This window comes from Streptomyces pseudogriseolus (assembly GCA_002154585.1).
Taxonomy (GTDB): Bacteria; Actinomycetota; Actinomycetes; order Streptomycetales; family Streptomycetaceae; genus Streptomyces; species Streptomyces pseudogriseolus.
This window is the reverse complement of the sequence record MUNG01000387.1, coordinates 1-12,062: the sequence shown is the minus strand read 5'-3', so window position 1 is coordinate 12,062 and position 12,062 is coordinate 1. Positions and strand designations below refer to the sequence as shown.

The 12,062-nt window shown below is 70.9% G+C and carries 11 protein-coding genes; 7 read left to right on the top strand and 4 right to left on the bottom strand.

The annotated features are described in order from the left end of the window. Nucleotides 1–821 (top strand): TerD family protein (locus tag CCN29_RS28520; protein ID WP_143661393.1); only part of this gene is annotated, 821 nt, incomplete at its 5' end. 9 nt (nucleotides 822–830) lie between these two features. Here the strand turns inward: CCN29_RS28520 and CCN29_RS28515 are convergent. Further along, nucleotides 831–1,478 (bottom strand): response regulator, encoded by a 648-nt coding sequence (locus CCN29_RS28515; protein ID WP_086685458.1) that lies wholly within the window; start codon nucleotides 1,476–1,478, stop codon nucleotides 831–833. Beyond that, a complete protein-coding gene (locus tag CCN29_RS28510; RefSeq protein WP_086685456.1) occupies nucleotides 1,469–2,689 on the bottom strand; it encodes a sensor histidine kinase in 1,221 nt (406 codons plus the stop codon). Before CCN29_RS28510 ends, CCN29_RS28515 begins: the two co-directional genes overlap by 10 nt. Before the next feature lie 158 nt (nucleotides 2,690–2,847). On the opposite strand from CCN29_RS28510, the gene CCN29_RS28505 reads away from it, so the two are divergent. After that, entirely contained in the window at nucleotides 2,848–4,362 is a 1,515-nt protein-coding gene (locus tag CCN29_RS28505) for a serine hydrolase domain-containing protein (RefSeq protein WP_086685454.1), read from the top strand. Between the two features lie 85 nt (nucleotides 4,363–4,447). Here the strand turns inward: CCN29_RS28505 and CCN29_RS28500 are convergent, their stop codons facing one another. Both CCN29_RS28500 and CCN29_RS28495 read right to left on the bottom strand, forming a co-directional pair. Further along, nucleotides 4,448–4,951 (bottom strand): lamin tail domain-containing protein, encoded by a 504-nt coding sequence (locus tag CCN29_RS28500; protein ID WP_031018004.1) that lies wholly within the window; start codon nucleotides 4,949–4,951, stop codon nucleotides 4,448–4,450. 189 nt (nucleotides 4,952–5,140) lie between these two features. Then, nucleotides 5,141–5,800, bottom strand: coding sequence for a fascin domain-containing protein (locus tag CCN29_RS28495; RefSeq protein WP_031060595.1), 660 nt, complete (start codon nucleotides 5,798–5,800; stop codon nucleotides 5,141–5,143). Nucleotides 5,801–6,332: 532 nt separating this feature from the next. Between CCN29_RS28495 and CCN29_RS28490 the strand changes: the two genes are divergently transcribed. From CCN29_RS28490 to CCN29_RS28470, 5 genes are all read left to right on the top strand, one after another. Then, on the top strand, nucleotides 6,333–7,067 hold the full coding sequence (locus CCN29_RS28490; protein ID WP_086685452.1) for a translation initiation factor IF-2: 735 nt from the start codon (nucleotides 6,333–6,335) through the stop codon (nucleotides 7,065–7,067). Nucleotides 7,068–7,329: 262 nt separating this feature from the next. Next, on the top strand, nucleotides 7,330–7,782 hold the full coding sequence (locus CCN29_RS28485) for a hypothetical protein (protein WP_006130400.1): 453 nt from the start codon (nucleotides 7,330–7,332) through the stop codon (nucleotides 7,780–7,782). 72 nt (nucleotides 7,783–7,854) lie between these two features. Beyond that, on the top strand, nucleotides 7,855–8,688 hold the full coding sequence (locus tag CCN29_RS28480) for an IS5/IS1182 family transposase (protein WP_006130399.1): 834 nt from the start codon (nucleotides 7,855–7,857) through the stop codon (nucleotides 8,686–8,688). A gap of 114 nt (nucleotides 8,689–8,802) precedes the next feature. Next, entirely contained in the window at nucleotides 8,803–10,773 is a 1,971-nt protein-coding gene (locus tag CCN29_RS28475) for an APC family permease (protein WP_033278178.1), read from the top strand. A 133-nt stretch (nucleotides 10,774–10,906) separates the two neighbouring features. After that, nucleotides 10,907–11,728 (top strand): universal stress protein, encoded by an 822-nt coding sequence (locus CCN29_RS28470; protein ID WP_143661392.1) that lies wholly within the window; start codon nucleotides 10,907–10,909, stop codon nucleotides 11,726–11,728. Nucleotides 11,729–12,062 lie beyond the last annotated feature (334 nt).

The window sequence follows — 12,062 nt, the reverse complement described above, 5'->3', positions numbered from 1 at the left end:
GGGCATGGCCGCCGCCGAGCACGAGGACGCGGTGCCCGGCGAGGGGTGTGCTCGGCGGCGTCCATGCCCAGGCCGCCGCCGCTCGGGTCCGGGTCGTCGAGCTGGGCGGGTCCGCCGCGATCAACCTCTCCGCCAGCGTCACCGACGTCGTCCTGCTGCCGGGAGGGGAGAAGGACCGGCGTATGAAGCGCATCGGCGCCCTCGAACTCCCCGTGCACGAGCCGCGCTGGCTGGACGCCCCCACCACGGCGGACCTGCCCTCCGCGGCGTTCCGGTCGCAGGAGCCGCGGGTGCTGCCGCGGGGCGGTGTCGTCGACCTGCCCATGCCGCAGGCCGGGCCCGCCCCGGAGTGGTACGTGACCGCCGGCTGGTCCTCGCGGTCCGACTGCGCGATCGACGTGGTCGCTTTCCTCCTCGACGAGGACGAACAGGTCGCCTTCGACGAGGACTTCGTGTTCTACGGGGCGCCGGAGAACCCCGCAGGGACGGTGCGCCTGCTGACCGGCGGGCCCGCCGAGCAGACCATCGCCCTGGACCTGGCGTCCCTGCCGCCCGCGACGCGGAAGGTCGTCGTCGCCGCGGCCGTCGACGGCGCCGCCACCTTCGGCACGGTCGGCGCCATCCAGATAGGGGCGGCCCCCGGCAGCAGCGGGGCGCCCGTGGCCCGGGCCACGCTGGACGCCGCCACCACCGAACGCACGCTGCTGCTCGCCGAGATCTACCGCCGTGGCCCGCTCTGGCGTCTCCGCGCCGTCGGCCAGGGCTACGACCACGGCCTCGACGTCCTCGCCCGCGGGTACGGGGTGGACGTCGCCGGCTGAACGCCGGGGTCAGGCGCGCAAGTACGTGAGCACCGCCAGCACCCGCCGGTGGGTCTGGCCGTCCAGGTGCAGGTCCAGCTTCTGGAGGATGTTGCTCACGTGTTTGTTGACCGCCGCCTCCGTGACGTACAGCTCGCGGGCGATGGCCGTGTTCGTGCGGCCCTCCGCCATCAGGGCGAGGACCTCGCGCTCGCGCGGGGTGAGGCGTCGCAGGGGGTCGCGGCGGCGGTTGAGGAGCTGGCGTACGACCTCCGGGTCGACGACCGTCGCGCCCGCCGCGACCTGCGTGACCGCGTCGACGAAGTCGCTCACCGCGCTGACGCGGTCCTTGAGCAGGTAGCCGACGCCGCTGTCGCTGCCCAGGTCGAGCAGGTGGGCGGCGTAGGACTGCTCGATGTACTGGCTGAGCACCAGCACGGGCAGGCCGGGGTGGTCGCGGCGCAGGGCGACGGCGGCGCGCAGGCCGTCGTCCGTGTTGTCCGGCGGCATGCGGACGTCGGTGACGACGATGTCGGGTCGGTGGCGGCGGACGGCGGTGGTCAGGGCGTCCGCGTCCCCGGCGGCGGCCACGACCTCGTGGCCGAAACGGGTGAGGACGCCGACCAGACCGTCCCGCATCAGCGGGGAGTCCTCGGCGAGTACGACGGTCAGCGGCACGGCAGCTCCACGTGCAGCAGCGTAGGCCCGCCCTGCGGGCTGGAGACGCGCAGGCGGCCGTCGGCCGCGGCGACGCGGTCGGCCAGGCCCACCAGGCCGCCTCCCGCCGACGGCTCCGCGCCGCCGGTCCCGTCGTCGCCGACCGACAGGGTCAGTACGTCGGTGTGCAGGCGGGCGTGGACCCGCGCCCCGCTCGCCCCGCTGTGCTTCACCGCGTTGGTCAGCGCCTCGGCGACCACGAAGTACGCGGCCGTCTCCACGGGGAGCGGCAGACGGTGCGGCAGGCGGATGTCGACCGTGACGGGCAGGGCGGAGCGCGCCGCCAGGTTCTCCACCGCCGCGGCCAGTCCCTGGTCGGTCAGCGCCTTCGGGTGGACGCCCCGGCTGAGTTCGCGCAGCTCCTCGACGGCGAGCGTGACCTGTTCCTGCGCCTCCGCCAGCCGGGCCGCGACCGGTGAGTCCGGCGGGGCGTCCAGCGCGGCCAGGCCGAGCATCACGTTGAGGGAGACCAGCCGTTGCTGCGCCCCGTCGTGCAGGTCGCGCTCGATACGGCGGCGTTCCGCGTCGAAGGCGTCGACGAGGCGGGTGCGCGAGGCGCGTACGTCGGTGAGCGCGCGGCCCAGTTCGTCGTCGCGGGGCGCCAGCATGAGGCGGGTGACGGCCGCGCGGGCGCCGGCCCAGGCGGTGATCGTGTACGGCGCGGCGGCGAGCAGGCCCACGCCGACCGGTGTCAGCGGCCAGGCGCCGGGGTCGTCGACCGGCGACAGGATGACGAGGACGGGGACGACCAGCGCGAACGCCAGCACCAGCAGGTCCATCCACCACAGCGCCGTCGCCGACACCACCGTGAACCCCAGCTCACGCCAGGTCGCCGGCTCGCGCAGCCGGGTGCGTACCCAGGCGGCCGGGCCCGTCGCGTCGGGCGCGCGGTGCGGGTCGGGTACGGGGTCGAGGTCCACCAGGCGCAGGCGGCGGCGTTCGACGCGGGTGACGGCGACGCCGGACAGGGCGACGCCCAGCAGGATCGGCGCGCCCACCAGCACCACCAGGGAGGCGACGCCCGCGGCGAGCGCGACGAGGAGCACGGCGACGGTCACGGCGCCGAAGGCGACCCCGGTCAGGAGATACGCGAGTGACCGCCACGGCCAGCTGGAGCCGAGCACCTTCAACGGGTTCTGGCCCAGCGCCTGCCAGGCGGTCCGGTGTCGCATCCGTCGAACCTAGCGAGGGGCAGGGCTCGGGGCAGTAGTGCGTTCACTACCTTCAGGACTCGCGTGGGCGCCCGTGCGCCGGAGGGCCGGCGGGCGGTGCACTGGGCCGCATGAAGCTGATCTCTGTTCTCGGCGGCGGGTGCCGTCGTCGGCCGGGCATGGTGAGGGCCACGGCCGGTGTCGCGGTCGGTGTCGTGGCCGCTGTCGCCGTGGGTGTCGTACCGGCGGTGTCCGTCGCCGCGCCCTCGTCCGGTGCCGCGCCGTCCGGTGCCACTCTGGACGCGGACTCCGTCGACCGGTTCGTCGAGGACTACATGGACGAAACCGGGCTGCCCGGTGCGGTGGTCGCCGTGACCGAGGGCGGTCGCGTCGTACGCACCGCCGGGTACGGGCACACCGCGTCCGGGCAGGACCTGACGGCACGGACACGGGTGCCCGTCGCGTCGCTGTCGAAGGCGATGACCGCGCTGGCCGTCATGCAGCTCGTCGAGGCGGGGAAGGTGGAGCTGGACCAGCCGGTCGTCCGGTACCTGCCGGAGTTCGTCATGGCCGACGGACGCCACCGGGAGATCACCGTACGGCAGTTGCTCACGCAGACCTCCGGGATGGACGACTCCGCGTACCCGGATCTCACGCGGGCGCAGCCGCACACGCTGAAGGAGGCCGTCGCCGCGATGCGCGACGCGCCCCTCGCCGCCGATCCGGGCAGCCGGTACCGCTATCACAACCCCAACTACTTCGTCGCGGCGCGGCTGGTGGAGGTGGTGAGCGGCCGGCCGTTCGCGGAGCGGATGTCCACGGCGGTGTTCCGGCCGCTGGGGATGACGGACACCGTGTCCGTCGACTCGACGACCGAGATGCCCGACGGGGCGCGGGGGTACGTCCGTGCCTACGGCACCGTGTTCGCCCGCTCCCACCCTCGGTGGTTCACCGCGGGCGGCCACGGCGTCGTCACCACCGCCGAGGATCTCGCGCGGTGGCTGACGGCCCAGAACGACGGAGGTGTCTCGGCGGAGGGCCGCCGTGTCGCCTCGGCCCGCACCGTCGCGCTGACGCACACGCCGCCGAGGACGCCGGAGGACACCGGGTACGCGATGGGCTGGTGGCGCCACCGGGACGGGGACGGCGGTGAGGTGATCCAGCACAACGGCCAGCTGCTCACCCACAACGCCACGGCGACCCTGCTGCCGGACAGCCGGGTGGGCATCGCGGTGGTCACCAACACCGGCCTGCTCGCCGGGGACGACGCCGCGCAGCTCACCCTGGGGCTCGTCGATCTCGCGCGGGGTGTGCGGCCCGAGGTGGAGAAGCCGTTCTCGATGACGGCGGACTGGGTGCTGGCCGCGCTGACGGTCGCGGCGGCGGGGCTCGGTGTGCGGGGTGTGCTGCGGTCCGGGCGGTGGGCGCGTCGCCGGGCGGGGCGGGCCTGGTGGCGGACGGCGCTGCGGATGCTGCCCCTGGCGCTGCCGGTCCTGTTCCTCACACAGCTCGGCACGCTGGTCGGGCTGCTGATGTTCCGGGCCGGGACGTTGGCGCAGACGGCCTACGCCTGGCCGGCGCTGGTGGTGTGTGCGGGGGCCGGAGGGCTGGCGGCCGGTGCGGTCGTCGTCGCGCGGGGGGTGGCGTTGGTCCGGTGCGGGCGGGGGAAGGACGGCGTGCCCGGGCGCGCCTAGGGCCGCCGGGTTCGCGCGGCGGCGGGAGGGGCCCGGGGCGGTGTCCGCCCCGGGCCCCTTCGCGCTGGTTCAGGCCGGCGTGCCGTCAGCCGTGGTACGTGATGTAGCCGTTGCCGTCCCTGTCGTTCGCCTTCTTGGTGTAGGCGTGGATGTCGGCGGGCTTGCCGGTCGGCAGGTACAGGTAGATCGTGTCCTTGTCGTTGTTCCAGATGAAGTTGCAGTTCTGGCGGTACACGACATTGCCGCCGTCGGAGTCGGTGCCCCGGCCTCCGCGCAGGTGGACGTAGTCACCCGGCTCGAGGATGTGGTTCGAGCGGAAGACGAAGGTGTTGCCGGCACGGTCCCTGACCTTGTAGCCCTTCAGGTTGACCTTCGTCTTCTTCGAGTAGTTCTTGATCGTCAGGTACTCGTTCCTGGTGTTCCCGCCCGAGCACTTGTTGGAGTCACGGCCGGGGGCGTCGTACCGCACGCCCTTGATCTTGAGGACCGAGGAGTACTCGGCCGCCTGCGCCGGGACGGCCCCCGTGAACGCGAGCGCGGCGACGGCCGCGGTGGTGGCGGTGACGGTCAGGGTGCGCCGGATACGCATGAGGTTCCCCCCTCAGTGGTGCGGATGGAGCATCCGGAGCATACCGAAAGGTGTTCATACGATGATGTTGATGTGAAGAACATGTAATCACCCATGTGCTCACGCACCCCAGCGCGCGGTCCCGCCCACCCCGGGACGAGGGGTGGACGGGACCGTGGGTCAAGAACCGTGGGTCGAGAGCTGTCAGCCCTAGATGCCCCAGAGGGCGAACTGCTCCCAGCCACCGATGTCGGTGGAGCGGGCACGCAGGAGGTACTGGAGCGAGCCGGTGTGGCTGTTCTCCATCGTGACGAAGAGGCCGTTCAGCGTGGACTGGAACGCGTAACGGTCCTCGGTCTCGTTGTAGTAGAGGGCGAACCGCTCCCAGCCGCCCACGCTCGTGGAGCGGGCGCGCAGCACGTTCTGGGCGTTGCCGGTGTAGTTCTTCTCGACCGCCACGTAGCGGTTGTTGGCCAGGGACTTCAGCGCGTACGTGGCGGTGGCCTCGTCCCACTCGAAGGCGAAGCCCTCCCAGGAGCCGTTGTAGGCGTCCGAACGGGCCCGCAGGACACCGGTGTTCGGCGCCGGGTACGACTTCTCCGTGGCGACGAAACGGTCGTTGACCAGCGACTGCACGGCCAGCAGCTCGGGCTCCTCGGCCTGCGCGGAGACGCCGTCACCGGCGGCGAGCGGCGCCTTGCGGGCGTCGGCGTCGCGCGCGACGGCCGACAGTTCGTCCGCGTCGACCTTCTCCCAGCCGCTGGGGACGGTCACCGACGGGCCGGCGGCCGACGGGGCAGCCCCGGCGGCCGGCGCGTTCCACGCGGAGGCGGCCAGCAGGGCAGCGAGGGACAGAAGTACGGGGGTCATGCGTCTCACGGTGTTTCCTCACCCTTCTCGGAACGGGATCCGGGTACGGCGAGACGGCGGGCCCGTACGCGAGCCCCTTCCCGTATCTCTCGCCCCCCTTGCGGACCGCGGTCGGCGCCTCTCCCCAGGCGCGTCGGCGGCCCCCCGCGTCTCGTGACGCGGCAGAGATCATGCAAACAAGGGGGGCGTCTGTTCCGGAAGTGACTTCATGTCCATTTGCGTGGGGGTTCACCCTTTCGATCACGACCCTTCCTGAAGTGTTCAGGGTCGCTACGACGGCGGGCGAAATCGGGCGTCAGGGCGTCGGACCTTGCTCTCCCACGGTCGCGCGCAACGCGGCGAGGTGACCGTAGGCCGCGTACAGCCACTCCGGCCGCCCCCTGAGGCGGAACCTTCGCCCGCCAGGCGCGCGCCGTGACGGCCGGCAGGGCGAGTGAGCGCGAGGAAGAACCACGTCGGTCAGGGCGTGGCCGTGTGGATCTGAGTAGCCGTACGGATGTGCGTCGGGCCGGGCGCGGGGGAGGGTGGGCGCATGCGTCGACTTCTGCTGCTCGCACCGGTGTTGCTGGCCCTGACAGGGTGCGGGGTGATCCAGTCGGGCGACGAGAAGGCGACCGACGCCGCACGTGAGGAAGCCACGAACGTCGGCAAGCGCCTGGACAGCCAGCTGCCGCGCACGGCCGAGGAAGTGGGCTACGCGGCGTCGGTCCTGGACGGGGTGGAGGTGCTGCGGGTCACGGGCACCGCCACGAACGACGGGGACGGTGTCGAACTGATCGTCCGCACGTCCGGCTCGGCGCTCGAGTCGGGACTCGACCCGCAGACGATCACCGTGCGGCGCTGCTTCGCCGTGCGGGTGTCCCCGTCGCTGGAGTGGGGCGAGGAGGCCCGGGACGTCGACTGCCCCGACGGCCCTCCCCTCCGCTTCCCGCCGCCTCCGGAGCCGCCCGAGGTGCCGTACGCGGCGCTCGAGGCGAAGCTCCCGCGTGTCCCGGCGGGCGGCCGCGTGGACGAGGCCGAGGTGCGGCGGGTGCTGGACGGGCTGGACATGGACCCGGAGATCACCACGGAGGTGAAGACGGAGGACGGACGCGTCGGCATCCTGCTCTCCCCGCCGATGTACCGCTACGAACCGGTCGACTGCGTCCTGGCCGTCGTGGAACCCGGCGAGACGAACGTCTGGATGCCCTCCCGCATCCAACGCATGCCCGGCGAAGGCGGCTGCTCGGTCGGCAACGCCCTGCGCCCACTGCCGCCGCCGCACTGATCACGACGCCTCGCCGAGCGCTCGTGCCCGGCGGGGACGCAGGTGACGCGGGCGCCGCCATCGGTGCGGGGCTCGTCGTCGCGCTGTGGACCGCCGTGAGCTTCCGCCAACTTGAAGTCGCCGGTCTACGGGCTGGTGTGACCGGTTTTCAGGCTGCTCATGCTGGTCGTTGGCGGATGTCTGCGGAGTAGATCGTCTGACGGAGCCGGACGGTTCGCTGGTTTCAGCCCGCTGGGGCCGGGCGGCTTCTACGATCCGATGCATGGATCCCGAGCTGCTAGAGCGGATCACAGCGCGACGTGCAGAGCTGGACGAACTCGAGGAACAGCTGGCTAAACAATTGACGCAGGTGCGGGCCGAGCGGGACGAGCTCGCTATCGCTGAGCGGGTCCTTGAAAGGGTGAGCGAGCAGCTCGCCGACGAGCGCGCTTCAGCTGCGCCGGCACCGGGACAGGTGGGTGGGCGAGCGGTGATGCTGATCCCGCACCGAACGCCGGACATTGGGGAGACCATGCTCCCGCCGGACTACCAGCGCATTCTCGCCGCTGTACGACAGGCTGCGGGCCCGGTCATGACCCGGCAGGTCGGAGAGATGATCGGAGTTGACGTTACCGTGCGGTCCAAGCTGGAACCGCTGCGTGGAAGACTCGTCAGGCTCGTTGATCGGGGCTGGCTTCGGAAACTGCCCGACGGCCGGTTCACCACCCGTCTGTGACCAAGCGCGCCGCCACCCGAAGCGGTGCGGCGCAGGCGTAACCAGATTGCCCTCGGCGGCCGTTGGGATTGTGTGAAGAAAACCAACCAGCGCACCCAGGACTCCTGCTCACTTGTCTACCGGTGCCGTCTGCCGCTGTCCACGCGCACCGTCAACCACCTTGCCGATCTGTTGCGACGTCACCTGAATGAGATCCGGTCCAGGTGGCGGATCCTGCCGCCCGGCAAGATCGCGGTGATCGTCTTGGCCGTGCTGCGCCACGACCAGCGGCTTGCGGACATGGCCGGCGGAAACAACGTGTCTGAGTCCACCGTCCGTCGCTGGCGGGACGAACTGATCGGACTGCTCGCCGTGCAGGCACCGCGCCTGGACCGTGCCCTGAAGAAGATCGCCAGGCAGGGCGGAGAGGTCGTCCTTATCGACGGCACCCTGATACCCACCCAGCGCCGCACCGGAAAGGCCGACCGGCGCAATTATTCCGGCAAACACCGCACCCACGGTCTGCACTTCCTCGCCCTGACCGACGAGAGAGGACGCCTGGTCTGGATATCCGCCGCCCGGCCTGGCCGCACCCACGACAACACCGCTGCCCGCCACGACCACATCCTGGCCCACCTTCGCGCCGCCGGTCTCGGCGCTCTCGCAGACCTCGGCTTCCGCGGCCTGGACAACGACGTACGCGACCCCGTGATCGTCACGGGCTTCCATGCCAGCCGCACCCACAAGCTCACCGCCGGTCAGAGGAACGCCAACCGAGTCCTCGCCATCGGACGCGCGCCAGTCGAGCACGGCTTCGCCCACCTCAAGAACTGGCGCATCCTCGCCAAGCTTCGCACCGACCCCGCCCGCGCCACCCGACTTCTGCGCGCCCTGCTTGTCTTGACGAACCTCGAAGTCAACCGCTGACGGAGGCCGCACACAAAGTGCTGACGTGCGTCGGCGCGATGGTCCTTCTGATCAGCAGGTCGCCGCTCTACCTTCGCTACTGTGATCAGGATCTCCGAGGTAGCGAAGCGGCTCATGGTCGGCCGTGCCCTGCGCAGCAGCGAGATGGGCCAGGCGTTGCTCCCCAAGCGTGTGGCCCTGCCGATCTTCGCCTCGGACCCCTTGTCGTCGGTTGCTTACGCGACGCAGGAGATCCTGCTGGTGCTCACGCTGGGCGGGCTGACGTATGTGCATTTCACGCCGTGGATCGCGGTGGCGGTCGTCGCGCTGATGACGGTGGTGGTGCTGTCGTACCAGCAGGTCGTGCGCGCCTATCCGAGCGGTGGGGGCTCGTACGAGGTCGTGACCGCGAACCTCGGCGAGAGGGCCGGTCTGGTGGTAGGGGCTGCCCTGCTGGTCGACTACGTGATGACCGTGGCGGTGTCGGTGGCTTCCGGCGTGGACAACATCATCTCCGCCGTCCCCCAGCTGCACGCCCAGCGAGTGCCGATGGCTTTGGGCTTCGTGGCGCTGCTCGCGCTGGTGAACCTGCGGGGTGTGCGGGAGTCCGGGCGGGCCTTCGCCGCGCCGACGTACCTGTTCGTCGGGGGCGTGCTCATCATGATCGCCACCGGGCTCTTCCGGTACCTGGCCGGGGACGCGCCGGTCGCAGAGAGCGCCTCGTACGGCATCCGGCCACAGGAGGGCGACGCTCAGCTCGCCGGTATGGCACTGATGCTGCTGGTCCTGCGGGCGTTCTCCAACGGCTGCACCGCGTTGACCGGCGTGGAAGCGATCTCCAACGGCGTTCCCGCCTTCCGTAAGCCGAAGTCGCGCAACGCGGCGACCACCCTGGCCGCGATGGGCCTCATCGCCATCACCATGTTCGTCGGCGTCACCACCCTCGCGATCATCTCCAAGGTCCACATCGCCGATGACGCCTGCCGGCTCACCGGGCTGGGCGAGGACTGCTCCACCTACCAGCAGCGCACAGTCATCGCTCAGATCGCCGCCGCGGTCTTCGGCGGGGAGAGAAGTATCGGCTTCTACTACGTCCAGGCCGCCACCGCGCTGGTTCTGGTCCTCGCCGCGAACACCGCGTTCAACGGCTTCCCACTGCTCTCCTCGGTCCTTGCGCAGCGCCGCTACCTGCCCCGCCAGCTGCACAGCCGGGGCGACAGGCTCGCTTTCTCCAACGGTATCGTGGCGCTGGCCGTCACCGCCGGCCTGCTGCTGTGGGGCTTCCAGGCCAGCGTCACGGCCCTGATCCATCTGTACATCCTGGGCGTCTTCACTTCCTTCACGCTCTCGCAGACCGGCATGGTCCGGCACTGGAACCAGGTCCTGTCCACAGGGAGCGACCCCGCGCTACGGCGCCGCCAGCACATCGCCAGGATCATCAACGCGGTCGGCGCGGTGTTCACCGGCCTGGTCCTGGTGGTGGTCTTGTTCACGAAGTTCCTCGACGGTGCCTGGCTGGCCGTGCTCGCCGCCGGCGTGCTGTGGCTGCTGATGCGCACAATCCGCGGGCACTACGACCGCACTGCCGCCGAACTGACAAGCACCGACCCGCACACCGACCTCACCTCCCCCTCCCGTGTTCTGGCGATCGCGCTCGTCTCCAACGTCCACAAACCAACCCTCCGGGCACTGGCCTATGCCCGCGCTTCCAAGCCCGACCGGCTGGAAGCGCTCACCGTCGCCGTCGACCGCGACGAGGCACGCGCACTGGAAGACCAGTGGCAGCGACTCGACATCGACGTCCCCCTCAAGGTGCTGGACTCCCCCTACCGCGAGGTCACCCGGCCCGTCGTCGACTACGTACGCTCTCTCAGCCGCGAGGGCTCCCGCGACATGATCGGCATCTACATCCCCGAGTATGTCGTCGGCCGCTGGTGGGAGAACCTGCTGCACAACCAGTCCGCACTCCGGATCAAGGCACGCCTGCGCTTCACCCCCGGCGTCATGGTGATCAGCGTGCCCTGGCAGCTCATCTCCTCCGCGCGAGCCGACCACCACGGTGCGCGCGCCCCGGGCTCCGTCCGCCGCGGCGAACCGCAGCGCTGACCGGGAGCCATCTGGACGCCCGGGGAGCCGCGCAGCTTGCGGACACCGCAGACCGTCGTTTCACTGGTGACGAAAGGGAGCGTGGCCGGTGGACAAACCAGTGACTGTGGGAGTGGACGGCTCCCCCTCCAGCATGAGGGCGCTCGACTGGGCCGCCGACGAGGCCGCCCTGCACAACCTGCCCCTGCGTATCGTGCACGCCTCCTTATGGGAACGCTTCGAAGGCACCACCCCTGCGGAGGATCTCCCCGAAGCCCGAGCTGAAGTCGCCGCACTGGAAAAGATCATCATCGACGCCGAAGCCCGGGCCCGCCAGCGCCGCCCCGAGGTCAGGGTCCACGCCGAAGTGCTGCCCGGGGAACCCGTCGACGTCCTGGTCCACGCGGGAGAATACGCCTTCGCGCTGGTCGTCGGCCATCGCGGACATCATGCCCTCGTGCGCCGCCTGTCCACCGGTTCCGTCGGTCCCGGTGTCGCAGAACGCGCGTGGTGCCCCACCGTGGTCGTTGGCGACTTTGCCCCAGGACTTCCATCAGGAAACCGGCAGGTCGTCCTCGGTGTCGGGGAAGGAACCGACGCCGACGCCGCCCATGTCGCCTTCGCCCTCCACGAGGCACATGCTCGCGGTGGCGTCCTGGTCGCGGTTCACGCCCTCAGCCGGCAGGAGACGCGGCACGACCCACCTGGCCTTGGCTCACCGGCAGCCGACGCTCTCCTCAGCGCGGCAGTCCCAGCCCGGACGGCCCTCGAAAGCGGCGTCGTCGTGCACAGGCACGTCGTCGACGGCCCCGCACACCATGCCCTGCTCCAGGCCGCGCAACACGCAGACCTCCTCGTTCTCGGAGTCCGACACCGGCACGGCATGGTCCACCGGGAACTCAGGCCCACCCATCACGCGGCGCTACGCCACTCGCCCTGCCCCGTCGCTCTCGTAGGTGTCCCCTGGCCAAACTAGGTCGCTGATGGTCAGGGTGAACGTCGGTCCTGATCGCGCGGTAGGCCGGCTGTCTGCTGCGGCAGGGCTGTCGACTGGTTCCCGAGCAGACCAAATCGGAGAAGGCCACCCGGCAACAGCGGGCAGGAACCAGCGAGCCGACCGCTCTGCCAGATGACCTATTCCGCAGAATGTTGCCCTCGACCAGCGTGAGCACCCCGAAAGACCGTCACACCAGCCCTTCGACCTGCGGTTTCAGGTTGGCGGAAGCTCCGTGGACGTCATCCCCGGCAGCACCTACGGCGTGCACCGGCTCGCCGCCCGGCGCACCTGGGACGCACACGCCCGCGTGGGG

Coding starts and splice junctions, on each gene's coding strand:
- CCN29_RS28495 (WP_031060595.1), bottom strand. CDS start 5,800: ATGACCCCCGTACTTCTGTCCCTCGCTGCCCTGCTGGCCGCCTCCGCG.
- CCN29_RS28475 (WP_033278178.1), top strand. CDS start 8,803: ATGGTCGGCCGTGCCCTGCGCAGCAGCGAGATGGGCCAGGCGTTGCTC.
- CCN29_RS28500 (WP_031018004.1), bottom strand. CDS start 4,951: ATGCGTATCCGGCGCACCCTGACCGTCACCGCCACCACCGCGGCCGTC.
- CCN29_RS28470 (WP_143661392.1), top strand. CDS start 10,907: ATGAGGGCGCTCGACTGGGCCGCCGACGAGGCCGCCCTGCACAACCTG.
- CCN29_RS28510 (WP_086685456.1), bottom strand. CDS start 2,689: ATGCGACACCGGACCGCCTGGCAGGCGCTGGGCCAGAACCCGTTGAAG.
- CCN29_RS28490 (WP_086685452.1), top strand. CDS start 6,333: ATGCGTCGACTTCTGCTGCTCGCACCGGTGTTGCTGGCCCTGACAGGG.
- CCN29_RS28485 (WP_006130400.1), top strand. CDS start 7,330: ATGGATCCCGAGCTGCTAGAGCGGATCACAGCGCGACGTGCAGAGCTG.
- CCN29_RS28505 (WP_086685454.1), top strand. CDS start 2,848: ATGGTGAGGGCCACGGCCGGTGTCGCGGTCGGTGTCGTGGCCGCTGTC.